This window comes from Gehongia tenuis (assembly GCF_014384795.1).
Classification (GTDB): domain Bacteria; phylum Bacillota; class Clostridia; order Christensenellales; family NSJ-53; genus Gehongia; species Gehongia tenuis.
In genome coordinates, this window is sequence record NZ_JACRSR010000002.1 from 260156 (window position 1) to 284927 (window position 24772).

Below are 24772 nucleotides of genomic sequence, written 5' to 3' on the forward strand. Positions count from 1 at the left end.
AGGAAATCTCCCTCATTATCGATGAATATGGATCTTATCGATGCCCTTCTCCTCGTTATGGGCGCCGATATCCTGTTTCTCATGGGTGGCCAGCCGATCAAAGGCCGCCGGATTCAACTCCTTGATGATCGCAGGGCCGCCGATACAGCCCTTCTCGCAGCCCATGCCCTCTATGAAATCCTCGGGCATCCGACCCGCCTTCAGCAGGCGGAGCTGCGTCTTACAATCCTTGCAGCCCTGGCACTGAACCACTTGGACATCGGACGGCCCGCCCAGTTCCTCCACCGCCTTCAGCACAGCGCTGGTCACGCCGCCCGCCCGGGCAAAGTCCCGGCCGTAACGGGTTGCCTCCTCCTCGTCCCCGCCCGTTTCCCGGGCCGGATCAATCCCTTTGGCCTGGAACATGGCATACAGCTCCTCAAAAGTGATGGTGTAAGGGATAAGGTCAATGTAGTGGCGAAGGGTATCGGACTTTTTCGCAATGCAGGGCCCAATGAAGACGATGACCGCATCCGGTTCCTTCTCCTGAAGGTATCGGGCCGATGCCGCCATGGGCGGAATCACCGTGGACACGTTCTTCATAAGCTCCGGAAAATGCTGCTCGATAAGATTGACGAAGGCCGGGCAGCACGAGGAAGTCATCTTCTCGCCGCGGCTTTTCCGCTCGATGAGCTCCTGCGCCTCGCTGTAAGCCACCGCGTCCGCTCCAAGCGCCACCTCATGAACTCCCGCAAAGCCCAGCTTTTTGATGGCCGATTTAATCATGGGCAGGGTCACGTCCTTGCCAAATTGACCCTCAATGGAGGGCGCAATCATGGCATACACTTTTACACCTGCCCTAAGTTCGTCGATGACATTGGTCACCATAGCGATGTCCGAAATGGCGCCGAAGGGACAGCCCACCACGCAGGCTCCGCAGTTGATGCACTTGTCCTTATCGATGATCGCGATGTCGTTCTCGTCGATGCTGATGGCATCCACTGGGCAGATGACCTTGCAGGGCCGCTCAATGTCCACGATGGCGTGGTAGGGACAGGCACTGTAACACTTGCCGCAGTTCTTGCATTTGGTCTTATCGATCACTGCACCTTTCGGCGTCTTGATGATGGCGCCAAAGGCACAGGCCTTAATACACTTTTGCGCAAGGCAGGACTGGCAGTTGTCCGTCACGGTAAACCGTGCGATGGGGCAGCCCTCGCAGGCACAGGGGATCACATGAACCACCTGGGAGGGTTCCAGTTCCTTGTACACCGTATCCGAAGGCAGCTTGCCCATGGCCATGCGCACCCGCTGACGAATGATTTCCCGTTCTCGATACACACAGCAGCGGAATTGGGGCTTGATCCCATCGATCATTTCGTAAGGGATATCGTCCAACTTCTCATTTAAATTTCCTTCGAAGGCGTATTTACAAACCAGGCGCAGCACCTCATTCTTGATCTGTACGATGTCCGCAATTTCCTGCATCCCTGCCGCCTCCTTCCTCAATAGAATTTTCGGGTAACCACCTTGCCGGCCTGCTTCATAAGCTTATAGAGCTCCTCCAGAATGTGCAGCTTGATGCTGAGGTCCACCGGCAGGTTGGGGTTTTGATGGGCCGGGTTGATGGCTTTTCCGATAAAAAGATGAAGATGGGTGCAGTCCTCCATCAGAATTTTCGCCATCATGGCCGCTCCATGGTTCTCATCGATGAGATCGATGTTGATTTTCTCCGTGGGATTGGCCAAATAGGCCCGAATGATCTCCACCGTTTTTCTAAGGGTGAGCACCCCTTCCGTCACCAGATCAATACCCTTAATTTTGGCGATGGGCGGCACATCCGGATTTTCATAGTCCAGTTCGGTGGTGATCTCCCTGTGGAGTTCCCGGGCCGCCAGGTTGGCACTGCTGCCGCCGCAGACGATCTTCATGCCCTCCGGGGCCATGAAATCCTGGACCAGCCGAGCGTCGTCAGCCGGGTCCACCGGCGGGCCGGAAAAAAGACTGACCACCTTTTGCGGGATGATCTTCACCGTGGCTACGGTGGTATCGTCGCCGGGTTTATGATCGTAGAGGTCGTCACAGGCTCTGCTGAGCATGGAGGTGATGCGGGCGGAAGTGGAAACGCTGCCCGCATGTTCCGCCATATATTTGGCCACGTTGTCCCAGTCCCAGCCCAGATTCAGCAGTTCTCCAATGCCCGCATACACCACGCCGTCGCTCATGAGGGCCAAAACATCCCCCACCTCCACCGTGAAGCGCGCCTCTCGGATCACCTTGCCCGCGATCTCGCGGGTGGTATATTCGATAGGGATGAGACGGTTCCCCCGCACCATGATGCAGCCCGGGCAGTCGAACTCCACCAGATAAGCCTGCCGGTCGTAGCCGATCCGCAGAATCCCGAAGGTGGAATAGGCCACGCCCCGGACCTTGCACACCGGAAGCGTATGGACGATGGTATCCACCGTGTCCTCCAGGGTGGCCCCGTTTTGGATCATGGTGGAGATAATCTTGGAGGTGAGTGTTGCCAGGATATTGGCTTTAACTCCGCTGCCGAGTCCATCGGAGAGCACCACAATGGCGTAGTCCTTGCCCTGATGGATCTCCACCCGGTCGCCGCAAAGCTCCTCATCCAGCTTGTTCAGGCTCTTGTATGTTGCATCCACATATACTCTATCGCTCACTTCTCATTACCGTCCGCTATCAAATCTTTGAGTTTGTTGAGCGTCACCTTGGTCTCCGCCGTGGTCTCACCAAGGAGGCTTGCAATCTCCTGGGCCACCACCATCTGCTTGTCGATCACCTTTTGGGCCATCTCCACCGTCTCCATCTTGAGATCATACTGCTTTTGCTCCGCTTCCTCTTCCGCAGTAATATCCTGCAGGATGCCGATGGCAATGTTCTGGTCATCCACATAGATGATGGTCTCATTCACCGTGATGCCAAGGTTCTCAAAGGACACCTTTTTATCATACAAATTGCGTTTCTCATCCATCACCTGAATGAAATCGCTGTGATCAATGAAGTCAAAGATGTATTTTTGCAGCGCCTCGTTTCGAGTCACATTGAACAGTGCCTGCGCCGACAGATTGCACTCCTTGATCTTCATATCCTCATCCACGGCCACAATGTAGTTGGGTGTGACGCTGAGGGTCACGTTGGCCAGAGTCTGGGACATATCGAACATATAGGGCATGCACATGTGCAGTTCCGCCTTGCCCTGGTAAACTGCGATGGCCTTATCCCGGCAGGTGGGATAGCCACAGCTGCCACAGTTGAGCTCCTGTTCCGGAGTGGGCTTGCCAATCTGGCTCAGGATAGCGCGAATGGTGGCCTCTCCCGGGATATTGGCCTCCACCATTTCCTCCTTATGGTGGCACGCCATACCCACCTTCACCGGCGCATCCTCGCCTATGGGATGGCGGGCGTATTTATCCACCTGGATGCGGCCGCGGTGGAAACTCTGCCGGCCGCCGGGCATGAGCGGCCCATTGACGCAGCCGCCGGTACAGGCGTTGACCTCCACAAAGGCCTTTTCAATCTTGCCCGCCTGCATCTCTTCCAGCAGGGCCTTCACGTTCTCGAGGCCGCTTACCGCCAAATAATCATAGGTATTCTTCGCGTCCTTTTGCTTCAAATCGTAGAGGATGCCGTTCTCAATGGGATAGATCCGGGAATAGCCGGAATGCTTATCGAAGTCCATGACTTCGCTGTCCTCCACCCGGATAGCCCTCTCTTCAAGCCAGTTGTTGATCTCCCCAAAGGAGAGCGCACCGTCCAGATAATCGCTTTCGCCCGCCTCATGGATTTTGGACAGACAGGGCCCGATAAAAATCACCTTCGTATCCTCGCCATAGTGCTTTTTGATCATCCGGGCATGGGTCTCCGCCGGCGTAATAACCGGCGCCAGCTCCCCCAAAAGATCGGGGAAATACTTGGCAATCAGCATATTCACCGTGGGGCAGCAGCTACTCAGAATATTGCGCATCCTGCCCTCCTCGATGAGGTCCCGATAGGCACGGGTAACCTCACTGGCCCCGATGCTGGTTTCCTCCACAAAGCTGAAACCCAGTTTTTTAAGGGCGCCCACCAGCCGGTTCCTGTTGTCCTGGCCATAGGCCGCAATGAAGCTGGGCGCCAGACTCACCACTGTTCTGGTATCCGGGTCCTCCACCATGCGGCGGATCCGCGCCTCATCGTTGACCAGGATCTTGGCCTTCTGCTCGCAGGTCACGATGCAGTTTCCACACAGGATGCACTGGTCCTCGATCACATCCATCTTGTTGCCCTTGTATTTCAGGGACTTCACCATACAGCCCCGCAAGCATCGATAACAGTTCTTGCAGTTGGCCTCCTTGACAGCAATCAAGCCCATGGTCTAAAGCCTCCCCATCACCGTTTCCGCAAAGAATTTCTCCACATCCTCGGGAATGAGGGAATAGAAATCATCCTCCACCTTCACCGAGATGCCCTTGCAGCTGCATTTTCCCATGCAAAAGGACCCCTTCAGGGTTAGCCTATCCTCCAGCTGATGTTCCTTGATCAGCTGGGTAAAGGCGCTGATAACCTGGCGGGAGCCCTTCAGATGACAGGAGCTGCCCACACAAACCAAAATATCCATATCTTACCCTCCTGCCCTTCTTATGGTTTCGGGTACAGGCGAAACGCCTGTACCCGAACACATGAAGTTTCAAATTTTATTCGCCGTAAGCCTTGATCAGGATCTCCTTGAGCTCGGTAACCAAAGGCAGCCTCGGGTTGGCCGTGGTGCACTGATCACCAAAGGCATTGTCGGCCAGAATGTCCACCCTGGACATGAACGCGCTCTTATCGACGCCGCATTCCTTGAAGCTCATGGGTTCCTCCACATCCTTCATCAGCTGGATGATCGCATTGATGAGGGCGTCCACACCTTCCGCGGTGGTGGTGAACTTGAGGCCAAGGCGCTTGGCAATCTCGGCGTACTTCTTGTCTGCCACAAAGTACTTGTACTTCGGCCACGCCACACGCTTGGTGGGTGTGCCGCTGTTGAACTTGATCACGTGGGGCAGAAGCACCGCGTTGGCACGGCCATGGGGCACATGGAACTCACCGCCGATTTTATGGGCCAAGCTGTGGTTGATGCCCAGGAATGCGTTGGTAAAGGCCATACCGGCGATGCAGCTCGCATTGTGCATCTTCTCCCGGGCCACCTTATCCGAACCGTTCCGGTAAGCGCGGGGCAGGTATTCAAAGACCAGCTCGATGGCTTTCATGGCAAGACCGTCGGTGTAGTCGGAGGCCATAACCGAGACGTAAGCCTCGATGGCGTGGGTGAGCACATCCAAACCGGTATCGGCGGTGATGCGCTTGGGAACCGTCATGACCAGATCGGGGTCGATGATCGCCACATCGGGCGTGAGCTCATAATCCGCCAGAGGATACTTGATGTTCTTCTCCTTGTCGGTGATGACCGCAAAGCTGGTCACCTCCGAACCGGTGCCGCTGGTGGTGGGAATAGCCACCATCTTGGCCTTCCGTCCCAGTTTCGGGAACTTGTAAGCGCGCTTGCGGATATCCATGAACTTGAGGGTGAGGGCGTTCACATCCACATCGGGATACTCGTAGAACATCCACATACCCTTTGCGGCGTCCATGGCGCTGCCGCCGCCAAGAGCGATGATCACATCGGGCTGGAACTCGTTCATTTCCTTCACGCCGCGATGGATGGTATCGAAGGACGGATCGGGCTCCACATCGGCAAAGATCCTGGCATGAACATAATCGTGACGCTTTCTCAGCCAGTACAGGATTTTATCCACATAGCCGAACCGCACCATGGATTCGTCGGTGACGATGAAGGCCTTGGTGATGTCGGGCATCTTCTCGAGGTACTGAATGGAGCCGGACTCGAAGTACACCTTATCGGGAATCTTGAACCACTGCATGTTGAGCCTCCTCTTCGCCACCCGCTTGATGTTGATCAGGTTCACGCTGGTCACGTTGGACGTGGTGGAGTTGCCGCCGAAGGTGCCGCAGCCCAGCGTCAGGGAAGGCATGTTGGTGTTGTAGATATCGCCGATGGCACCCTGGGAGGAAGGCGAATTCACAATGATTCGGCCCGCCTTCATCCTGTGGGAGAACTCATCAATAACCTCGGGATTGCTGCTGTGCACCACAGCGGAGTGGCCCAAACCGCCGAGGGAAATAAGCTGTTCGGCCTTATCCAGGCCTTCCTTGATATCCTTAACCACATAGTAAGCGAGAATCGGGCTGAGCTTTTCTTTGGAGAGGGGATGCTCAAGGCCCACCTGCGTCTGAGGAGCCAGCAGAATCTTGGTTTCCTTGGGAACGTCAATTCCGGCGTTCTTGGCAATGATATAGGGATCCTGACCCACGATAGCCGAATTAAGCGCATTTCCCTTCTCTTTATTGAATGCGTAAGCTTCCAGCTTGGCCGTCTCCTCTTTATTCAGGAAGTAGCAGTTGCCTTCCTTCATCAGGGCTTCAAACTCCTTGGCGATCTCCTTCTCCACGATCACCGACTGCTCCGAGGCGCAGATCATGCCGTTATCAAAGCTCTTCGAAAGGATGAGGTCGTTCACCGCCCGCAGGAGGTTCGCACTCTTTTCAATGAGGCAAGGCACGTTGCCCGGGCCCACGCCCAGAGCAGGCTTGCCGCAGGAATAAGCCGCTTTCACCATGCCGCTGCCGCCGGTGGCCAGAATGAGCTTCACGCCGGGATGATTCATCAGGGCATTGGTGGCCGTCAGCGAGGGCTGTTCGATCCACTGAATGCAGTTCTTGGGCGCGCCAGCCTTGATGGCCGCATCCCGAACGATTCGAGCCGCTTCCGCACTGCATTTCTGGGCGGAGGGATGGAAGCCGAAAATGATGGGGTTGCGGGTCTTCATGGCGATGATCGCCTTGTACATGGTGGTGGAGGTGGGGTTGGTCACCGGCGTCACGCCCGCGATCACACCGACCGGTTCCGCCACTTCCTCGTAGCCCTCTTCCTCATTCTCATTGATCACGCCCACCGTCTTGTCATACTTGATGGAGTGATAAATGTACTCGGTGGCAAACATGTTCTTTGTGATCTTGTCCTCGTAGATGCCGCGCTTGGTCTCCTCCACAGCCATCTTTGCCAGATGCATGTGTTCATCGAGGCCAGCGATCGCCATGCACTTGACGATCTCGTCAACCTGCTGCTGATCGAGATTCATCATTTCCTCGCCCGCTTTTTCAGCGTTTTTGACCAGCTTGTCAACCGCGTCCAAAATGGCCTGTTCGTTGCTCGCTTCCGTCTTCATTGCTTGTGACCTCCTTTGCTCTTTTCAAGTATGATTATAGGGGATAGTTAAAAATTTGTCAAACATTTGACGGGCCAAATTGATAATTTTTTATCAATTTTTTGAATGCCCGTTTTTTCACAATGTTCACAGGTTGAAATAGTCCAGAATAAGAGCGGCTCCCACCCGTGATCCGGCCTTCAAACTACTGATTTCAAGCCATTCCTCCCGAGTATGGGCGCCTTGGCCGTGGCAGACGCCCACACACACCGCCGGGATGCCCAGGGACAGCGGAATGTTGCAATCGGTGGACCCGGCGGAGCATTCCGGCACGCTGCCCACGTATTCCGCAACGATATCCAGACATTTTTTTGTCAATCTCTCCTGCTCGGCCTCATCCACATCCCCCTTGCAGGGACGCTGGCCCAAAATTTCCACATTAACCTCAATGTCCATGGCTCGATAGGCTTCCACAACGGCGCCGAACATCCGCTCCATCACCGCCAGGCATTCCCGATCCTCGGAACGATATTCATAAAGCATCTCCGCCTGCTGTGCAATGGTGTTGACGGAGGTACCTCCCGAGATCATCCCCACGTTAAAGGTGGTCTTGGCCTTGGTGGGAACCTTCATATTATAGAGAGTTTGAATCATGGAGGCGAGATAAGCGATGGCATTGCGGTTGCCAAAGCTGCCATAGGAATGGCCGCCCTCGGTCTTTACCTCCACCCGGTAGCGGGTGGACCCCACCGCGTTGTTGGAGATGCCCGTGTAACCGCCGTCAAAGGAAAACACCGCCTGAATGCGCTCTCCATAATCCTTCATAATCTGACGGCTTCCCTTCAGGTTGCCCAAGCCCTCCTCACAGGAGTTGGCCACAAACAGCAGTCCCTGCTTGGGCCTCAGGCCCCGCTGGGTCACATATTTGGCCATCATCATGAGCACCGCCAGATTGGCTGTGTCATCGCACACGCCGGGGCAATGCAGCTTTCCGTCCCTCTAGGTCATGGGCATGGGTTCAAGATCCGGGAATACCGTATCGGTATGAGCCATAAACACCACGATGCTCGCCTTGTCGCAGTCAATGGGGTACACCACGTTCAAAGCTTCGTCAATATACACGCCTTTGGCTCCCGCATCCTCCAGCCACTTTTTGCAAAAGGCTGCCCGATTCTGTTCCTTATGGGAAGGGGCCGGTATGCGGCACAGGTCCTTGATCAGTCCCAGCAGTTCCTCCTGCCCCTCGGTCAAATATTTTTCCACATCTTCCGAAAGAGTGTACTTCATCTTCCGCCTCCTCTACCAATTTGTATCCTCTTCAAGTTTATCTTCTTTTGAAGTACAAAACAAGATTCATCCCAAAACTATTTGGAAAAAATGATTGACAGGCCTGCATGTTCTGTCTATACTGTACATACAGTATATATACAGTATGCGAGGTAATCCATGGATATCATCATCAGCAACGCCAGTTCAAAACCCATCTATGAGCAGATCGCCTCTCAGATTAAGGCCATGATTCTGAGCGGTGCGCTGGCCGATGGGGAGATGCTGCCTTCCATGCGCCTTTTGGCCAAGGAGCTTCGGATCAGCGTCATCACCACGAAACGAGCCTACGAGGATTTGGAGCGGGACGGGTTCATTGAAACGGTGCCGGGAAAAGGCTGCTTTGTGGCCAGCCGGAACATGGACTTTGTCCGCGAGGAACAGCTAAAGCGCGTGGAGGAGCATCTTGGTGCCGCCATCTCCATTGCCAAAAGCAGCGCCATTCCCTACGAAGAATTGCTCAGCATTTTGGACGTATTGTACAAGGAGGATTGACGATGAACGCTCTTGAGCTTCACAAAGTCAACAAAACGTATCGGGATTTCACCCTCAAGGATGTAAGCTTCGCCCTGCCCGAGGGCAGCATCATGGGATTCGTGGGAGAAAATGGTGCGGGCAAGACCACCACCATTAAACTGATTTTGAACCTGATCCAGCGGCAGAGCGGTTCCATCAAGCTCTTTGGCCTGGACAATATCAAGGATGAGAAGCGCGTCAAGGAACAGCTGGGCGTGGTTTTCGACGAGAGCTATTTTCATGGCAATCTTAGGCCCATGGATGTGGCCAGGATTATGAAAAATATCTACCGAAACTGGGACGACAAACTGTTTGTCCGCTATCTTGAGGCATTCAGGCTGCCTGCCGGCAAGGTGCTGAAAGAGTATTCCAAGGGTATGAAAATGAAGCTTTCCATCGCCACCGCTCTCGCTCACCATCCCCGGCTTTTGATCCTGGACGAGGCCACCAGCGGCCTTGATCCTGTGGTGCGCAACGAGATCATGGACATCTTCCTGGATTTCATCCAGGACGAACGTCATGCCATCCTGCTCTCCTCCCATATCACCAGCGATATCGAACGGATCGCCGACTACATCACTTTCATCCATGAGGGAAAGATCGTCTTCAGCGAGTCCAAGGACCGCCTGCTGGACGAATACGGCATTGTGCGCTGCACCGCAAGAGACCTGGATCGAATCGATCCCGCACTCATCGTAGGCAGCCGCGTAAGCCAGTTTGGCTGTGAGGCGCTGGTCCAGGATAAGCGGATGATGCGCAGCCGGTTCCGGGGCCTGGTCATTGACGATGCCACATTGGAAGCCATCATGCTGTTTTATGTAAGGGGTGAATCAAAATGAAGGGACTCATTCTCAAGGATTTTATCAATCTGCGCAAATACGTGCTGCTCATGCTCGGCGCCGCAGCCATCTACGCCGTTCTGGCCTTCGTCAACGAGGATATGAGTTTCCTGACCGCTTTTTTGGTGATCTTCAGCGCCATGCTGCCCATCACTTCCTTCGCCTATGACGACATGGCTAAATGGGACGCCTACGCGCTGTCCGCACCCGTCTCCCGACGGGATGTGGTGCTGAGCAAATACATATTCGCTTTCCTCTGCCTCCTGATCGGCGCCGTGGTAGCTCTTCTCTTTGTTCTTTTCACCAGTTCCCTTCAGGGCATCGCAGGTGACGAACAATGGGTGGTGGTATACACCACCTTCGTGCTGGGAATTGCCTACATCGCCATTTTGCTTCCCCTCTTGTTCAAATTTGGAGCGGAAAAAGGCCGCTACATGGGTATCGCCGTGCTGTTCGGCCCCTTTCTTATCTTCATGCTCCTCAAGAACGCGGGGATGCCCATGCCAAGCGATAAAGAATTCTTCACCCTGCTGTCCTGGGCTCCGCTGGCTGCGGCGGCACTCTACGTACTTTCCTTCTTCGTATCCAAGGCCATTTACCGAAAAAAAGAGATCTGATCAAAAAAGGATCGCGCCTGCGATCCTTTTCTTTTTTTGTTTTAAACCACCGCTTGTTCCGCCGCCATGAACTCCGCCCGGATCTCCACGACCCGTCGGAAATCGGTTTTCACCACGATAATTTTAAGGTTCTGATAGATGAAGCTATCACCCACCTCCGGAATTTTGCCCAGCTCCTGAACGACCCATCCGCTCACCGAGCTGCATGCCTCCATCTCATCGGTGAACGGAAGATTGAGTCGCTCGCACATCTCCTCCACATCGGCGTTGCAGGAGATGTAAAGACTGCCTTGCTCCCCTTCCCGGAAGAACTCGATCACCTCGTCATGCTCATCCCAGATCTCGCCCACCAGCTCCTCGATGATATCCTCCATGGTCACAATCCCCTCGGTGCCGCCGTATTCGTCCACCACCACCGCCATGTGGGTGCTCGACTGTTGGAGATTGCGAAGGAGGGTGGAAATCTTCATGGTGGGGTTGGCGTAGACCACGTCCTTGACAGCGGAGTCGATCTGGGTCCTGTTTTCCCGCATCAGCGCATAAAAATCCTTTTCATGGATGACGCCCACAATGTTATCCACCGTGTCATCGTAAACAAGCAGACGCGAAAAGTTGTTTTCATCAAAGGTCTTTGCGATTTCCTCCATGGAATCCGCCTTGTCCACCGCCACGATATCCACTCGGGGCGTCAAAATATCTTCCGCTTTGAGGTCGTTGAATTCAATGGCGGAGCGAATCAGCTCGCCCTCATGGGCATCGATGCCGCCCCCGCTTTCCGCTTCCTCCACAATGGTGATGAGCTCATCCTCCGTGATGCCCTGGCTCTCCTGCCCTTTAAAAAGCTTGCTCAAAAGCTTCTTCCAGCCCCGGAACAAAAAATTGAGGGGCGCAAGAATGGTGCAGAAGAATTTGAGAAAGGGTGCGGAAAACATGGCAAACCGTTCCGGCGATTCCTTGGCCAAACTTTTGGGAGAAATTTCGCCGAAGACGAGCACCAGAACCGTCATCACCACCGTGGAGATGGTGACGCCGGGGTCCCCGAAATATTTGGTGAACAGCACGGTCGCCAGGGACGCGGAAGCGATGTTCACAATGTTATTGCCAATGAGGATGGTGGACAGCAGCTTGTCGTAGTCCTCCAGCTGATGAAGAACCAGCCGGGCCCGTTTGTTGCCCTCCGCCGCCCCATTTTTCAGGCGGATCTTGTTCACTGTGGAGTAGGCCGTTTCCGTGGCCGAAAAATAGGCCGACATCATGATCAGGAAGGCCAATACCAGAATCATGGTTATACTGCTACCGTCCATTAAGACTTGCTCACGCTTCCTTTCTTGAGATCCAATCGTTCATGCACATCCCGTCTCAGCAGCTGATAGACCACCGATGCCGCGGGCACGCCCAGGAGCATGCCCAGCACGCCGAACAGCCCGCCGCCCACAATGATTGCCACCAGTGTCCACAGGGGCGGAAGGCCAATGGAGCCGCCCACCACCTTTGGATAGATGAGGTTGCCCTCCAGCTGCTGCAGCACGATGATAAATACCAAAAACCATACCGCTTCCATGGGGTCGATCATCAGCAGGATGAAAGCGCCGGGGATGCAGCCAATGATGGCGCCGGCGATAGGAATAAGGCTGGTCACCGCAATGATCACGCTGATGAGAAGGGCGTAATCGAAACCGAAAATCATCATGCCAATGAAGCACAATACGCCCAAAATGACGGCCTCCGTCATCTGTCCCGAGATGAAACGGCTGAAGGTGGAACAGGTGACCCGGGCCACCCGTTTGATTCTCAAATAGGCCTTTTCCGAGGTGTAAGCCTCCACTACGTGCATCAAGCGCCGCTTGAGAGCCGTTTTATCCATAAGCAGATACACGGAGAAGATGAGGCCAATCGCCCAGTTGAGGATTCCATGGATAAAGCTGTAGGTAAAATTGAACAGGTGGGGAAAGAGGCCGGTGACCAGGGCGGAGACATACTGGGGGATCTTCTCCAGAACCGCCTCCACGCTTCCATTGTTCACAAAATTGAGTCGGAAGAACTCCGCCGCCTCGGCCAAAAGCCCATCCAGTTTTTGAGCATAATCGCCAAAGTTTTGATAGAGAATGCTCACGCTTTCCGACAGCTGAGGGATCAGGAACCCCACGATCACCGCCATCACGCCAAAGAAGATCAGATACACCGTGGCAATGGAGAGCACCTTGCAAGGGGCACTGCTTCTTTTCCGTTTAAAGAGCCCCGTGTAGCACCGCATAAAGAAGTTAAAGGGCCGATTGAGCACAAACGCGAGCAGCACACCGATAAAAAGGGGCGCCAGAAGTGTCCACAGGCTTTGAACAAAACCCATGATGAGATCGATCTTGACGATGGCGGCCACCAGCAAAATGCAATAGGTAATGAGCAGAATACAGCTGCGAAAGGTTTTCTTGTTCATCGCGCACCTCCCTGCCTATTGGACAGATAAAAGGTGCGGAAACCCTTCATTGGACAATAAAAAACACATGAAACAAACGGACAGGAAACGTCCGGCTTCATGCGTTCGTATGAAATTGCTATCTTACATCGATCAGGTAGGGGAGAATCGTCCACCATTGACATCCTTTCCTAGGTCATACATTCTATAACTATAGCATCAATCCGTCTCACCGTCAACACACAGCCGGTAGGAGGGATGCATGCGTCCCGTGGGCGGATACCATTCATCCCCCACCGGTTTAAAACCCAGCTTCCTCAGCACATGCCCGGATCTCTCATTATCGGGATGATGTCCGGCAAAGAGCTCCTTCGCACCCAGATTCATGAAGGCATGGGCGATCACCGCCCGGGCCGCCTCGGTGGCATACCCCTTGCCCCACTGCTCCTCAAGGATGTGAAAGCCAAGCTCATAGATATTTTGTTCAAAATCCCGGGGTCTCAAACCGCAGCAGCCCAGGAACTCCCCTGCCGGGCTGAAAATTGGCCAGTACTGAACGCCATAGCGGAGGTATCCGTCCATCTCCGCCTTCAGACGGCCACGGATCTCTTCCTGGGTAAAGCGTCCCGATGCGCACAGGTAGCGGGTGACCTCCTCTTCCCCCCAGAGTCTTTGAGCAAGCGGCTCGTCAGCAGCGCTCCAGCGTCCAAATCCCACCCTTTCAGAGCGCATCCAAAAATTCATGCTCATTCCATAGCCTCCACATTGGGCTGCAGCTGCGAGACGGCTTCTGCCATGGCCCTGATCTCCAGCGGCGAATGGGGCCGGGCCTCGATACGAAAGCGGTCCTCCGAGCGGTAGTTCTCGGGAATCCGATAGGGCTTGAGCACAAAACGGGGCAGCGGCGGCAGCCCCTCCGCCATCTCCTTCAGGTCCGCCAGCGTCAACTGGGGAATCACCGTGGTACGCATCTCAAAAGGCACTCCGCGCTCCAGCAAAAGCAGTGCCGTCTCCTTTACCTTTTCGGGATCGGCATGGACACCGCAGATTTCCTGATACCGCCGCCAGGGCGCCTTGTAGTCCACTGCCACATAGTCCAGCTTTCCTTTTGCAGCCAGCCGGCCCACCAGTTCCGGCCGGGACCCGTTGGTATCCAGTTTCACCTTGTAACCCAGGTCCCTTATACGATCCACAAAATCCGAGAGTCCCGCCTCACAGGTCGGTTCGCCGCCGCTGATCACCACGCCGTCCAGCATGCCCGCCCGTTTCCTCAGAAAGGTCATCACTTCCGCTTCATCCAAAAGCGGAGGCTGCGTAAGCAGCCCCCGATTATGGCAATAAAAACAGTCGTAATTGCAGCCGGGCACGAAAACCACCGCGGCAAGCTCTCCCGGATAATCGATGGTGGACGTCTTGACCAGTCCGGCTATCCTCACCCCAGTTGTTCCTCCTTGATCCTATACTTGATCCGCTGGGCATATTCCTCTTTCTTGCCCTTATGATAATTCTGCACCGGCCGGAGGTAACCCACTACCCGGCTCCACACTTCGGCATCCCTGCCGCAGGTGGGGCAGTTGAAATGCTCGCCGGCGATATAGCCATGCTCGGGGCAGATGGAGAAGGTGGGGGTGAGGGATACGTAGGGCAGCTTGTAATTGGTAAAGATCTTCTGCAGAAGCTTTTTGGCCACTTCGATGTCCCCGATGCGTTCTCCCATGTACAGATGAAGCACCGTTCCGCCGGTGTACAGGCTTTGCAGCTCGTCCTGAAGATCCAGCGTTTCAAAGATGTCGTCGGTGAAACCCACCGGCAGCTGGCTGGAATTGGTATAGTACTTCACCTTGTCGCCAGCGGCGATGATGTCAGGATAACGCTCCTGATCCAGCTTGGCCAGGCTGTAGCTGGTACCCTCGGCGGGCGTGGCCTCAAGGTTGTAGAAATGGCCCGTCTCCTCCTGAATGGTCTTGAGAAGATCCCGCATGTACTGCAGTGTGCGGATGGCAAAGGCCTGACCCTCCTCGGTGGTAAGATCCTTTTCCTCGCCCAGGAAGTTCTGGCAGGCCTCGTTCATGCCCACGATGCCAATCGTGTTGAAGTGGTTGTACCAATACTGGCCGGTTCTCGCCTTCACGTCGCGGAGATAATGGGCGGAATAGGGATACATTCCTCTGCCCGTCTGCTCCTCAATGGTCTTGCGCTTGATCTCCAGGCTGTTCTTCGCAATCATGACCAGCCGCCACAGCCGGGCGCGGAATTCCGACTCACTCTTTGAAAGATAGCCGATCCTGGGCAGATTGATGGTCACAACGCCGATGGAGCCGGTCATGGGGTTGGACCCGAACAGGCCTCCGCCCCGCTTGCGAAGCTCCGTGGTATCCAGTCTGAGGCGGCAACACATGGACACCGCATCCTCCGGCGAAAGATCGGAATTCACATAGTTGGAGAAATAGGGAATGCCATACTTGCAGGTGATCTCCATAAAGCGGTCCACCACCGGGCTGTTCCAGGCAAATTCGTTCGTCACGTTGATGGTGGGAATGGGGAAGGTGAACACCCGGCCTTTGGAATCGCCCTCCAGCATCACGTCGCAGAAGGCCTGATTGAACAGATCCATCTCCGCTTGGAACTCCTTATAGGTCTCCTCCTTGTATTGACCTCCCACGATTACCGGCTGATCGGCCAAGGTTTTGGGCACCACGATATCGAAGGTGAGGTTGGAGAAGGGGCACTGAAAACCCACACGGGTGGGCACGTTAATGTTAAAAACGAACTCCTGCAGCGCCTGCTTCACCGCATCATAGGTCATGTTGTCATAGCGGATGAAGGGTGCACAGTAGGTATCAAAGGAAGACCAAGCCTGCGCACCGGCGGTCTCCCCCTGGGTGGTGAAAGTGGAATTGACAATCTGGCCCAGAAAGGAACGAAGGTGCTTGGCCGGGCTGGATTCCACCTTGCCAGGCACGCCGCCGAACCCATCCGTCAGGATCTGTCTTAAATCCCAGCCGGCACAGTAGGGACCAAAGAAGCCCAAATCGTGCATATGCATATCGCCGGACACATGGGCTTCCCGGACCTCATCGGGATAAACCTCGTGGAGCCAGTACTGCTTGGTGAAGGTTTCCCGAACATAGTTGTTCATGCCGTTGATGGAACGCTGGGTATTGGCGTTCTCGTTGATCTTCCAGTCCTTGTCCCCAAGATAGTTGGAGAACATATCGATGGTCGCTCCGATAAGAGCATTGGATTCCCGTGCGGAGCGGCGCTTTTCCCGGTAAAGAATATAGGCCTTCGCCGTCTTGGCGTGCCCATTCTCGATGAGAACCTTCTCCACGATATCCTGAACGCCCTCCACATCGGCGATGCCATCCTTGTATTTTAGCGTGGCCACATCCACCGCTTCATTTGCCAGCTGTTCCGACCGGTCCCAGTCATGGCCCCCCACGGCGCTGGCCGCTTTGAAGATCGCCCACGCAATCTTTTCCTTTTGAAAGGGAACCTCAGAGCCGTCTCTTTTGCGAATTGTCTTTAACATCCTTTTCTTTTGCCTCCTTTTTTCCGGGACTGGCATACAAAATGCACCCAAAAGAGGGGTGCACTCACGTCGCCCGCTCCATGCTATACACCGTAGCCGCGTGCTGTTCTTGCGCGAGCAGGTCTTCTGGCTCGAACCTCACCGCCTTGGCAAGCCTTCCCGATTTCTCAGTGGCGCCCATGCCAAAGCTCCGTTCTCACAGCGGCGGGACCGCACGGGATTTTCACCCGTTTCCCTTTTCAGCCATCCTAGGATGGCGCTGGCGCAAACACTATATGTTGTGGTCCGTTCCCCGAACCTTGCATAGATATGGTATCATCGCCCTTCATCTTTGTCAATATGGATTTTTAATTTTTTAGCCGTTGACAAGCCCCTGGGGAAAGACTACAATCGATTTGTGCACATGCACAAAATAAAATGGCGGAGAAATGAAATGCTATGCCCAGGGAACCCAAGTTAAGAAGAATCGCATCCCTTCCGGCCTGCAAGGATTTTTCGCCGGACCGGCCTTCGGGCCAGATGGTTCTTCGGATGGATGAGCTGGAGGCGCTTAGGCTCAGCGACCTTGAGTCGCTGGATCAAAGGACGGCGTCGGAGCAAATGGAGGTTTCCCGCGGCACCTACCAGAGAATTCTGGGCAGTGCCCGCAGGAAGGTTGCCGAAGCTCTGGTGGAGGGAAAATCCATCAGAATCGGCGGCGGGAACTGTTATCTGCCCGGCGAATGCACCTGTGTCCATGCGGACCATCGGAAGTGTCCCCATCCAGGGAGATGCGAAGAGTGTAAATTAAGGAGGTAAACTTATGAGCGAAAACTGTAACGGGAACTGCAGCAGCTGCAGCCAAAACTGCGATCAGCGGGAAATCCCCAAGGAAAGCACCAATGCGTTCAGCCATGTGAAGCATACCATCGCCGTGGTGAGCGGCAAGGGCGGCGTGGGCAAATCGCTGGTCACGTCCATGCTGGCGGTGCTGTCCCGGCGCAAGGGCTACAATGTAGGTATTTTGGACGCCGACATCACCGGGCCTTCCATCCCCAAGATTTTTGGGGTTCACGGTCAGGCCACCGGCTCCGATCTCGGCATCAATCCGGGACGCACGGCCAATGATATTGAGCTTATGTCCGTCAATCTTCTCCTGGACCAGGAGGAAAGTCCGGTGGTGTGGCGCGGTCCGGTCATCGCCGGCGCGGTCAAGCAGTTCTGGACCGACGTGCTGTGGGGGGATATCGACTATATGTTCATCGATATGCCGCCGGGAACCGGTGACGTACCGCTGACGGTATTCCAGTCCATTCCGGTGGACGGCATTATCATTGTCACCTCTCCCCAGGATCTGGTGTCCATGATCGTCAAAAAGGCCTACAACATGGCGAAGCTTATGGAGATCCCCGTATTGGGCATCGTGGAAAACATGAGTTATGTGGTCTGTCCCGACTGCGGCAAGAAAATTGAGCTGTACGGCAAGAGTCAGACCGCCAAGATCGCCTCGGAGCTGGGGCTTCCCCTGCTTGGTCAGATCCCCATCGATCCCGCTCTGGCGGAGCTTTGCGATGCCGGTGAATTCGAAAAGATGAACAGCCACGATCTGGATGCCGCCATGGCGGATATTGAGGGCAAACTGCCCGCATAATGAGGAGGAGTGAGGTCATGACCCCATCGGAAAGAGCCGTAAATAATTTTTATTCGGGTATGAACTGCGCCCAATCGGTTTTCACCGCCTTTGCAGTGGATCAGGGCATCAGTGAGGCGGACGCTCTGCGCATCTCCGCGGCCATGGGCGGCGGTATGGGCGGGCTCCGTGAGAAATGCGGCGCCGTCACCGGCATGTTCATGGCGGCAAGCCTTCTTTGGGGCAACTACGACCCCACCGACAGTGCGGCCAAGAAGGCCTTTTACGCCAAAATCGCCCGCTTGAATTACGCCTTTGAGGATCAGTTCGATACCACCATCTGCAGAGAGCTTCTGGAAAAGGCGGACTGTGAGGCGAAGGCCCAGCCTTCCGAGCGCACGGATGCTTATTACAAAAAGCGGCCCTGTGCCAAATTTGTGGAAGGTGCGGCAAAGATTTTGGAAAAGGCTCTCGAGGACAAAATTTAAGGAGGCATCCATGAAAATTGTGATTGTAGGCGGCGTAGCCGGAGGGGCCAGTGCTGCGGCCAGAGCGCGCAGACTTATGGAGGATGCAGAAATCGTCGTCTTTGAACGGGGCGAACACATCTCCTATGCCAACTGCGGGCTTCCCTACCATGTAGGAAATGTGATTCCCGACGAGGACGATCTTCTGGTGCAGACGGTCAAGGGCATGTCCCGCCGTTTCCGCCTGGACATCCGGACAAACAGCGAGGTTACGGCCATCCACCGGGATCGCCGGACGGTGTCCGTTCATGACCGCAAAAACGGCCGCACCTATGAGGAGAGCTACGACAGACTGATCCTCTCACCCGGAGCCCGTCCTTTCGTGCCGCCTCTGCCCGGTGCGGACCTCAAAGGCGTGTACACCCTTCGCACCATTCCCGATGCGGCGGCCATCAAGGCCAAGGTGGATGCAGGCGGCGTAAAACGAGCCGTGGTGGTGGGTGCCGGCTTCATTGGCGTGGAACTGGCGGAGAATCTGCAGGCAAGGGGTGTGGAGGTCACCCTGGAGGAGGGCGCTGATCAGGTGCTGCCACCCTTGGACAGCGATATGGCCCGTTTGATTGAGACCGAGCTTGAAAAAAATGGTGTCCGTCTAATTTTGGGCTCCTCGCTCCAATCCATTGAGAAGACCGCTTCGGGACTGGCCGTAACCGCTGGGGATCACGCTCCCATTGAAGCGGATCTGGTGGCCCTTTGTATCGGGGTACGGCCGGAGACGGAGCTGGCCAAGGCGGCGGGACTCCGGCTCGGCTTCAAAGACAGTATTTGGACCGACAGCCATCAGCGCACCTCCGATCCCCACATCTATGCTGTGGGCGACGCCGTACAAACCTGGAACCTGCTGGATGGCAAGGAAACCCTGCTGGCGCTGGCCGGACCGGCCAACCGCCAGGGCCGGCTGGCCGCCGGCGCCATTGCCGGTCTGCCGCACGCTTTCCCCGGTGTGGCAGGGTCCTCCGTAGTAAAGGTGTTCGGTCTGACCGCTGCCGCCACCGGTATGAGTGAAAAGGCGCTGCTTCGGGAAAATGTGCCTTATGAGAAGGTCTACGTTCAGCCCTTGGACCATGCGGGCTACTACCCCGGCGCCCGCCAGATGACTTTGAAGCTGCTCTTTTCGCCGGTAAGCCGCAGGGTGCTGGGTGCCCAGGCCGTGGGTCCGGAAGGCATTGATAAGCGCATTGACGTCATCGCCGCGGCCCTTCAGCTGGGTGCGACGGTGGATCAGCTCTCTCAGCTTGAACTGTGCTATGCACCGCCCTATGGTTCCGCCAAGGATCCCGTCAACGTGGCTGGTTTCGTGGCGGTAAACGTGCTGGACGGCCTCAGCCGGCAGATCCATTGGCATGATATTGGCTGCCTGCCCGAAAATGCTCTGCTTCTGGATGTGCGCACTCCCGCCGAATACGAGGCGGGCCACATCGAGGGCGCAAAGCTGTTCCCGCTGGATAATCTTCGGGAGACCCTTGAGGAACTGCCCAAGGACCGGCCCACGGTGGTCTACTGCAAGGTGGGACTTCGTGGCTACCTGGCCGAACGGATCCTCGTTCAGCATGGCTTTACCGATGTGTACAATCTGGCCGGCGGTTATCAGTTGTACGAGGGGGTGCGGGGCGCCACGGTTCCTGATCTGCCCATCGACTGCCTGGGATATGCCAGGTCTTAAGCTCCATAAAAAAAGGACGCAACTGCGTCCTTTTTTTATTCTTACTCCTGCCAGCCCCGTTCCTTCAGGGCTTCCCGAACGACCTCCCGTTCATCAAAGGGATATTTCACGCCCTTGATGTCCTGATAGGTCTCGTGCCCCTTACCGATCAATACGGCGATATCCCCAGGCTGGGCGTGATCGATCAGATAGGCGATGGCATCCTTCCGGTCGGGAATGATCACATATCGCCCCTGGGAGCGTTCAAGGCCCACTTTGAGGTCCTCCATGATATCCTCAAGCTCCTCAAAGCGGGGATTGTCTTCGGTCAGGATGGTGAGATCGGCATATCTGCCGGAAATCTCACCCATATCAAAGCGCCGGGCGCGGGCGCGGTTTCCGCCGCCGCCAAACAGACAGATAAGCCGTCCCGGGTTGTACTCCCGTAGCGTGCTAAGCAGCGACTCCATGCTCATGTAGTTATGGGCATAATCAATCAAAATGGTATAATCCGAAGGCGTGGGCACCGGCTCCACCCGCCCCCGCACGTGGACATCCCGAAGGCCCTTTCGGATCGCGCCCTCCCCAATGCCAAAGTAAAGAGCGATGCCCGCCGCGGCCAGCGCGTTCTCCACGTTGAACTTGCCCGGCAGACCCACCGTCATGGTCCAGCGATTATCCCCGCGGCACAGGGTAAAGTCAACGCCAAGATGCCGTCCCTCCCGCCGGAGATGCACATTTTCCGCCATGATATCCGCGGAATGCTCGATGCCAAAGGTGGCGATATCGCAGGTGTGTCCTTGAAGCACCTCTTCCCATTTGGGATCGTCAGCATTGACCAGTCCATGCTGGCACATCCGGAAAAGCACGGACTTCCAGCCCATATATTCGGCAAAGGTTCTGTGTTCAGTGGGGCTGATATGGTCCTCCGAGATATTGGTGAACACACCAAGTTCAAACTCGGTGCCGTCCACCCGGTGCATCATCAGGCCCTGGGAGGAAACCTCCATCACCACGTGGGTGCAGCCTTCATCCTTCATACGCCGGAGAAGCTGCTGCAGCTCATGGGACTCGGGCGTGGTGTTGCGGGAGGGAACCACCTCATCCCCAATCATGGTTTGAATGGTACCGATGAGGCCAACCTTGTATCCCGCGGCCTCCAGAATATTTTTTGTCATGTAGCTGCAGGTGGTCTTTCCCTTGGTGCCCGTGATACCGATCATATGCAGTTCCCGGGAGGGATGGCCGTAGAACGCTGCGGCGGCGCAGGCCATAGCCGCCCGCCCATCCTTTACCTTCACCACCGTGGTATCCGCCGGCGCCTCCACCGGCTGCTCCACCAAAAGGGCGGCAGCCCCCGCCTTGGCAGCGGCAGGTCCATAGTCATGGCCGTCCAGCGTTCGACCCACCAGGCAGCAGAACAGACAGCCCGGAACCACCTTCCGGGAGTCGCACACAATATCCCCAATTTCAATATCGGGACTGCCCTGCAAGATCTCGAAGGGCTGGCCCGCCAAAAGCTCCTTCAGTGTCAATCCCATGGCGCATTTTCCTCATAGGGATTGCCTTCCACAAATTCGCCGTCAAAGACCACCGTGGAAGGTCCGGTCATGAATAGATCCCCTGTGCATTCATCCCACTCAATATGGATCACGCCGCCCTTTTGTTCCACATCTACACTCCGGTTGCAGCGGCCGGTAAGCACGCCGGCCACCACCGACGCGCAGGAGCCGGTACCGCAGGCAAGGGTCTCGCCCACGCTTCGTTCCCAAACCCGGAAACGAATGCGGTCCGGAGCCAGGATCTCAGCAAACTCACAGTTCGCCCGCTCGGGATAGAGGGGATGGTGCTCCATGGCGGGTCCGTATTTTTCAAGATCAAAATGGTCCACGTCCTCCACAAAGGCCACCATATGCGGGTTGCCAAGGGACATAGCCGTCACATGGAAGGTGCGGTCCAGCACCTCCACCGGCTGATCAATGAACTGTTCAAGATCGGTGATCACCGGAGCCTTCGCCGCCTCAAGAATGGGCGATCCAAAGTTGGCGGTGATGTTGACCACCTTCCCCGACTTCACATCCAGCGTCACCACCTTGACGCCGGCGATGGTTTCGATACGCATTCGGGTCTTGCGGGTAATGCCGTAATGATAGACAAACTTGCCCACACTGCGAATGGCATTGCCGCAGATCTGGGCCTCGGTGCCATCGGGATTGAAGATGCGCATTCTGAAGTCGGCATTCTGCGAGGGACAGATGAGCACCAAGCCGTCGGCGCCTACGCCATAGTTTCGGTTGGATACGAATTTAGCCAAGCGGTTGGGATCGTGAATATTCTGGTGAATCCCATCCACAAATACAAAGTCATTGCCAAGGGATGTCATCTTGGTGAATCTCATGGGTCCATCATTCCTTCCAATATTAGATACTTCCTCCGATCATAGGGTAATCCCTTGAGAATCGTTTGTCAATGGCCTTTTGTAAGGACCTGGAATGTGCTATAATTTTATTATTCCAAAAGGGAGGATATTCAGTATGCAGAAAACTCGTTTAGGAAAAACGGATTTGATGGTCACCCGCACCGCCTTTGGCGCGCTGCCCATTCAAAGGGACGATGTGAAAACGGCTGTGGATATTGTCAGCCGCGCTTTTGACGCCGGCATCAATTTTTTTGATACGGCCCGCGCCTACACCGACAGTGAGGAAAAATTGGGTCTGGCTTTTGAAGGCCGGCGCCATAAAGTGGTGATCGCCACCAAGACCCAGGCCGCCGATGCCAAGACGCTGTGGGCCCATCTCGAGACCAGCCTCAAAAACCTGCGGACCGATTATATCGATCTCTATCAGCTTCACAACCCCGCCGGGCTGCCCGATCCAAACGACGAAAAGGGCCTGTATGCGGCTTTGGTGGAAGCCAAAAGAAAGGGCATGATCCGCCATTTCGGAATCACCAACCACCGTATCCATGTTGCCCGCGAGGCGGCGGAGAGCGGCCTGTATGAGACCGTTCAGTTCCCCTTTTCCTATCTCAGTCAGCAGCCGGAAATTGAACTGGTCAATTTATGCAAAAGCCGCGACGTGGGATTCATCGCCATGAAGGCGCTAAGCGGCGGACTTGTGGCCAACGTGCCCGCCACCTTTGCTTTCTTGCGCCAGTTTGACAACGTGGTGCCCATCTACGGCATCCAGCACATGTGGGAGTTGGAGCAGTTTTTGGAGCTGGATCAAAACCCGCCCATCATCGACGCGGCCATGGAGGCCGTCATGGAAAAGGAGCGAGAGGAGCTTTCCGGGGATTTCTGCCGTTCCTGCGGTTACTGTCTGCCCTGTCCCCAGAACATTCTCATCCCTCAAGCGGCCAGGATCTACTTCCTGATGACCCGTTCGCCTTACCAGCCCTACATCACTTCCGAATTTCAAGCGGAGATGGCCAGGGTGGAGACCTGCATCGAGTGCGGCGCCTGTGCCTCCCGCTGTCCCTACGGCCTGGATACGCCCGGGCTCCTCAAGCGCCAGCTGGCCCTATATAAGACCTTTCTGGCGGAGCATCAGGATGAAATAAAAAATGGCTAATTTTTCCTCGCATCTTCCCTCTTCATCCGGACATACTTCTATTGTAAAAGCTTACTGCCGGATGAAACGGATTGACAGCTTGATGAAAGCGTCAAACCTATGATCAAACGTACAAAGAACACCCCCTCGTGCTAAACGAGGCCCATTCTTGACACAAACGTAGCTTAACGCTATTGAGTACGTTTGAACAAAAAGCAGAAGATTTTACGAAAAAGACCCCCAAAGTCCTACGGACGTTGGGGGTCTTTGATATTGTGCAGCGGCCTATTGATTGTGCGCTTCCAGGCGTTTGATGTTTTGGTTGGACCCGATGGCCACCAGAACATCGCCCTCCCGAATCACATCGTCGCTTCGAGGAGATACATTGATGCTGCTGCCATGCCGGATGGCCAGCACGTTGATGCCGTACTTCACCCGCATCTCCAGCTCCTGCAGGTTCTTGTCCACCCATTCGGGCCAAACCGACAGCTCCACCAAACTGTAGTCGTCGGACAGTTCGATAAAGTCCACGATGCTGGAGGAAACCAGGTTGTGGGCCACCCGAACGCCCATGTCCCGTTCCGGGAAGACCACCCGGTCCGCTCCCACTTTGAGCAGCACCTTGGCATGCAGATCGCCCTGGGCCTTGGCTAAGACCTTGGGAATGCCCAGTTCCTTGCAGAGCATGGTCACCATGATGCTGGCCTGGATATCGTTGCCGATGGTGACCACTGCCACATCAAAATTTCTAAGACCCAGCGTGCGGATCGCCGCCTCGTCGGTAGCATCGGCCTGCACGGCATGGGTGACCCGGTCGGAGATGTCCTCCACGCGCTCCTCATTTTTATCGATGGCCAGCACATCATAGCCCAGCGAATAGAGGGTACTTGCGATGCTGGACCCAAACCGTCCCAGTCCAATGATGGCAAACTGCCGCATAAAAAGCTTCC

At 55.4% G+C, this 24772-nt stretch carries 23 protein-coding genes and 1 riboswitch; of the genes, 8 read left to right on the top strand and 15 right to left on the bottom strand.

The window, feature by feature from the left end; all coding sequences use genetic code 11:
• Positions 1-15: 15 nt before the first annotated feature.
• From H8696_RS07380 to H8696_RS11345, 7 genes are all read right to left on the bottom strand, one after another.
• Positions 16-1467, bottom strand: coding sequence for a 4Fe-4S dicluster domain-containing protein (locus H8696_RS07380; protein WP_249316278.1), 1452 nt, complete (start codon positions 1465-1467; stop codon positions 16-18).
• A gap of 17 nt (positions 1468-1484) precedes the next feature.
• The gene (locus tag H8696_RS07385) at positions 1485-2663 is read right to left on the bottom strand and encodes a SpoIIE family protein phosphatase (RefSeq protein ID WP_249316279.1); all 1179 of its coding nucleotides are present in this window, start codon (positions 2661-2663) and stop codon (positions 1485-1487) included.
• The gene (locus H8696_RS07390) at positions 2660-4354 is read right to left on the bottom strand and encodes a [Fe-Fe] hydrogenase large subunit C-terminal domain-containing protein (protein ID WP_249316280.1); all 1695 of its coding nucleotides are present in this window, start codon (positions 4352-4354) and stop codon (positions 2660-2662) included. Before H8696_RS07390 ends, H8696_RS07385 begins: the two co-directional genes overlap by 4 nt.
• 3 nt (positions 4355-4357) lie before the next feature.
• A complete protein-coding gene (locus H8696_RS07395) occupies positions 4358-4600 on the bottom strand; it encodes a (2Fe-2S) ferredoxin domain-containing protein (protein WP_249316281.1) in 243 nt (80 codons plus the stop codon).
• A gap of 76 nt (positions 4601-4676) precedes the next feature.
• Positions 4677-7271, bottom strand: coding sequence for a bifunctional acetaldehyde-CoA/alcohol dehydrogenase (gene adhE / locus H8696_RS07400; protein ID WP_249316282.1), 2595 nt, complete (start codon positions 7269-7271; stop codon positions 4677-4679).
• A gap of 126 nt (positions 7272-7397) precedes the next feature.
• On the bottom strand, positions 7398-8237 hold the full coding sequence (locus tag H8696_RS07405; protein ID WP_330605402.1) for a M20/M25/M40 family metallo-hydrolase: 840 nt from the start codon (positions 8235-8237) through the stop codon (positions 7398-7400).
• A 12-nt stretch (positions 8238-8249) separates the two neighbouring features.
• Positions 8250-8537, bottom strand: a complete 288-nt coding sequence (locus tag H8696_RS11345; RefSeq protein WP_330605395.1) for a hypothetical protein — start codon at positions 8535-8537, stop codon at positions 8250-8252.
• 159 nt (positions 8538-8696) lie between these two features.
• Here H8696_RS11345 and H8696_RS07410 point away from each other — a divergent pair, with 159 nt between their 5' ends.
• Genes H8696_RS07410 through H8696_RS07420 form a run of 3 tightly spaced genes read left to right on the top strand, consistent with a single transcriptional unit; the run spans position 8697 to position 10548 of the window.
• Positions 8697-9071, top strand: a complete 375-nt coding sequence (locus H8696_RS07410; protein WP_249316283.1) for a GntR family transcriptional regulator — start codon at positions 8697-8699, stop codon at positions 9069-9071.
• A gap of 2 nt (positions 9072-9073) precedes the next feature.
• Positions 9074-9931, top strand: coding sequence for an ABC transporter ATP-binding protein (locus tag H8696_RS07415; protein WP_249316284.1), 858 nt, complete (start codon positions 9074-9076; stop codon positions 9929-9931).
• Entirely contained in the window at positions 9928-10548 is a 621-nt protein-coding gene (locus H8696_RS07420) for an ABC-2 transporter permease (protein ID WP_249316285.1), read from the top strand. Before H8696_RS07415 ends, H8696_RS07420 begins: the two co-directional genes overlap by 4 nt.
• 41 nt (positions 10549-10589) lie before the next feature.
• On the opposite strand, the gene H8696_RS07425 is transcribed toward H8696_RS07420, so the two are convergent.
• The 5 genes from H8696_RS07425 to H8696_RS07445 all read right to left on the bottom strand — a co-directional run bounded on the left by H8696_RS07425 (position 10590) and on the right by H8696_RS07445 (position 16493).
• Positions 10590-11831 (bottom strand): HlyC/CorC family transporter, encoded by a 1242-nt coding sequence (locus tag H8696_RS07425; RefSeq protein ID WP_249316286.1) that lies wholly within the window; start codon positions 11829-11831, stop codon positions 10590-10592.
• Between the two features lie 20 nt (positions 11832-11851).
• A complete protein-coding gene (locus H8696_RS07430) occupies positions 11852-12982 on the bottom strand; it encodes an AI-2E family transporter (protein WP_249316287.1) in 1131 nt (376 codons plus the stop codon).
• Between the two features lie 198 nt (positions 12983-13180).
• Positions 13181-13711, bottom strand: coding sequence for a GNAT family N-acetyltransferase (locus tag H8696_RS07435; protein ID WP_249316288.1), 531 nt, complete (start codon positions 13709-13711; stop codon positions 13181-13183).
• The gene (locus H8696_RS07440; protein WP_249316289.1) at positions 13708-14397 is read right to left on the bottom strand and encodes an anaerobic ribonucleoside-triphosphate reductase activating protein; all 690 of its coding nucleotides are present in this window, start codon (positions 14395-14397) and stop codon (positions 13708-13710) included. The genes H8696_RS07435 and H8696_RS07440 overlap by 4 nt, the downstream gene beginning before the upstream one ends.
• On the bottom strand, positions 14394-16493 hold the full coding sequence (locus tag H8696_RS07445) for a ribonucleoside triphosphate reductase (protein WP_249316290.1): 2100 nt from the start codon (positions 16491-16493) through the stop codon (positions 14394-14396). The genes H8696_RS07440 and H8696_RS07445 overlap by 4 nt, the downstream gene beginning before the upstream one ends.
• Positions 16494-16592: 99 nt before the next feature.
• A riboswitch (cobalamin riboswitch) is annotated at positions 16593-16772 on the bottom strand.
• Positions 16773-16931: 159 nt separating this feature from the next.
• Between H8696_RS07445 and H8696_RS07450 the strand changes: the two genes are divergently transcribed.
• Genes H8696_RS07450 through H8696_RS07465 form a run of 4 tightly spaced genes read left to right on the top strand, consistent with a single transcriptional unit; the run spans position 16932 to position 20292 of the window.
• Positions 16932-17291: a DUF134 domain-containing protein gene (locus H8696_RS07450; RefSeq protein WP_249316291.1), complete on the top strand. Its 360-nt coding sequence runs from the start codon at positions 16932-16934 to the stop codon at positions 17289-17291.
• Between the two features lie 4 nt (positions 17292-17295).
• Positions 17296-18123, top strand: a complete 828-nt coding sequence (locus tag H8696_RS07455; RefSeq protein ID WP_249316292.1) for an Mrp/NBP35 family ATP-binding protein — start codon at positions 17296-17298, stop codon at positions 18121-18123.
• Between the two features lie 17 nt (positions 18124-18140).
• Complete coding sequence (locus tag H8696_RS07460; protein WP_249316293.1) at positions 18141-18590, top strand: C-GCAxxG-C-C family protein; 450 nt, start codon at positions 18141-18143, stop codon at positions 18588-18590.
• 10 nt (positions 18591-18600) lie between these two features.
• Entirely contained in the window at positions 18601-20292 is a 1692-nt protein-coding gene (locus H8696_RS07465) for an FAD-dependent oxidoreductase (RefSeq protein ID WP_249316294.1), read from the top strand.
• A 41-nt stretch (positions 20293-20333) separates the two neighbouring features.
• On the opposite strand, the gene H8696_RS07470 is transcribed toward H8696_RS07465, so the two are convergent.
• Both H8696_RS07470 and dapF read right to left on the bottom strand, forming a co-directional pair.
• On the bottom strand, positions 20334-21812 hold the full coding sequence (locus H8696_RS07470) for a UDP-N-acetylmuramoyl-L-alanyl-D-glutamate--2,6-diaminopimelate ligase (RefSeq protein ID WP_249316295.1): 1479 nt from the start codon (positions 21810-21812) through the stop codon (positions 20334-20336).
• Positions 21803-22669 carry a diaminopimelate epimerase gene (dapF, locus tag H8696_RS07475; protein WP_249316296.1) on the bottom strand — a complete coding sequence of 289 codons (867 nt, stop codon included), beginning with the start codon at positions 22667-22669 and terminating at the stop codon, positions 21803-21805. Before dapF ends, H8696_RS07470 begins: the two co-directional genes overlap by 10 nt.
• Before the next feature lie 136 nt (positions 22670-22805).
• Between dapF and H8696_RS07480 the strand changes: the two genes are divergently transcribed.
• Positions 22806-23843 carry an aldo/keto reductase gene (locus tag H8696_RS07480; RefSeq protein WP_249316297.1) on the top strand — a complete coding sequence of 346 codons (1038 nt, stop codon included), beginning with the start codon at positions 22806-22808 and terminating at the stop codon, positions 23841-23843.
• Positions 23844-24107: 264 nt separating this feature from the next.
• On the opposite strand, the gene H8696_RS07485 is transcribed toward H8696_RS07480, so the two are convergent.
• The gene (locus tag H8696_RS07485; protein ID WP_249316298.1) at positions 24108-24761 is read right to left on the bottom strand and encodes a potassium channel family protein; all 654 of its coding nucleotides are present in this window, start codon (positions 24759-24761) and stop codon (positions 24108-24110) included.
• Positions 24762-24772: the final 11 nt, after the last annotated feature.

What these genes read in the sequence shown, in the direction of transcription:
- dapF (WP_249316296.1), bottom strand. Translation starts at nt 22,669, where the DNA reads ATGAGATTCACCAAGATGACATCCCTTGGCAATGACTTTGTATTTGTG.
- H8696_RS07445 (WP_249316290.1), bottom strand. Translation starts at nt 16,493, where the DNA reads ATGTTAAAGACAATTCGCAAAAGAGACGGCTCTGAGGTTCCCTTTCAA.
- adhE (WP_249316282.1), bottom strand. Translation starts at nt 7,271, where the DNA reads ATGAAGACGGAAGCGAGCAACGAACAGGCCATTTTGGACGCGGTTGAC.
- H8696_RS11345 (WP_330605395.1), bottom strand. Translation starts at nt 8,537, where the DNA reads ATGAAGTACACTCTTTCGGAAGATGTGGAAAAATATTTGACCGAGGGG.
- H8696_RS07450 (WP_249316291.1), top strand. Translation starts at nt 16,932, where the DNA reads ATGCCCAGGGAACCCAAGTTAAGAAGAATCGCATCCCTTCCGGCCTGC.
- H8696_RS07415 (WP_249316284.1), top strand. Translation starts at nt 9,074, where the DNA reads ATGAACGCTCTTGAGCTTCACAAAGTCAACAAAACGTATCGGGATTTC.
- H8696_RS07420 (WP_249316285.1), top strand. Translation starts at nt 9,928, where the DNA reads ATGAAGGGACTCATTCTCAAGGATTTTATCAATCTGCGCAAATACGTG.
- H8696_RS07430 (WP_249316287.1), bottom strand. Translation starts at nt 12,982, where the DNA reads ATGAACAAGAAAACCTTTCGCAGCTGTATTCTGCTCATTACCTATTGC.
- H8696_RS07470 (WP_249316295.1), bottom strand. Translation starts at nt 21,812, where the DNA reads ATGGGATTGACACTGAAGGAGCTTTTGGCGGGCCAGCCCTTCGAGATC.
- H8696_RS07460 (WP_249316293.1), top strand. Translation starts at nt 18,141, where the DNA reads ATGACCCCATCGGAAAGAGCCGTAAATAATTTTTATTCGGGTATGAAC.
- H8696_RS07465 (WP_249316294.1), top strand. Translation starts at nt 18,601, where the DNA reads ATGAAAATTGTGATTGTAGGCGGCGTAGCCGGAGGGGCCAGTGCTGCG.
- H8696_RS07455 (WP_249316292.1), top strand. Translation starts at nt 17,296, where the DNA reads ATGAGCGAAAACTGTAACGGGAACTGCAGCAGCTGCAGCCAAAACTGC.
- H8696_RS07380 (WP_249316278.1), bottom strand. Translation starts at nt 1,467, where the DNA reads ATGCAGGAAATTGCGGACATCGTACAGATCAAGAATGAGGTGCTGCGC.
- H8696_RS07425 (WP_249316286.1), bottom strand. Translation starts at nt 11,831, where the DNA reads ATGATTCTGGTATTGGCCTTCCTGATCATGATGTCGGCCTATTTTTCG.
- H8696_RS07390 (WP_249316280.1), bottom strand. Translation starts at nt 4,354, where the DNA reads ATGGGCTTGATTGCTGTCAAGGAGGCCAACTGCAAGAACTGTTATCGA.
- H8696_RS07480 (WP_249316297.1), top strand. Translation starts at nt 22,806, where the DNA reads ATGCAGAAAACTCGTTTAGGAAAAACGGATTTGATGGTCACCCGCACC.
- H8696_RS07395 (WP_249316281.1), bottom strand. Translation starts at nt 4,600, where the DNA reads ATGGATATTTTGGTTTGTGTGGGCAGCTCCTGTCATCTGAAGGGCTCC.
- H8696_RS07435 (WP_249316288.1), bottom strand. Translation starts at nt 13,711, where the DNA reads ATGAGCATGAATTTTTGGATGCGCTCTGAAAGGGTGGGATTTGGACGC.
- H8696_RS07485 (WP_249316298.1), bottom strand. Translation starts at nt 24,761, where the DNA reads ATGCGGCAGTTTGCCATCATTGGACTGGGACGGTTTGGGTCCAGCATC.
- H8696_RS07410 (WP_249316283.1), top strand. Translation starts at nt 8,697, where the DNA reads ATGGATATCATCATCAGCAACGCCAGTTCAAAACCCATCTATGAGCAG.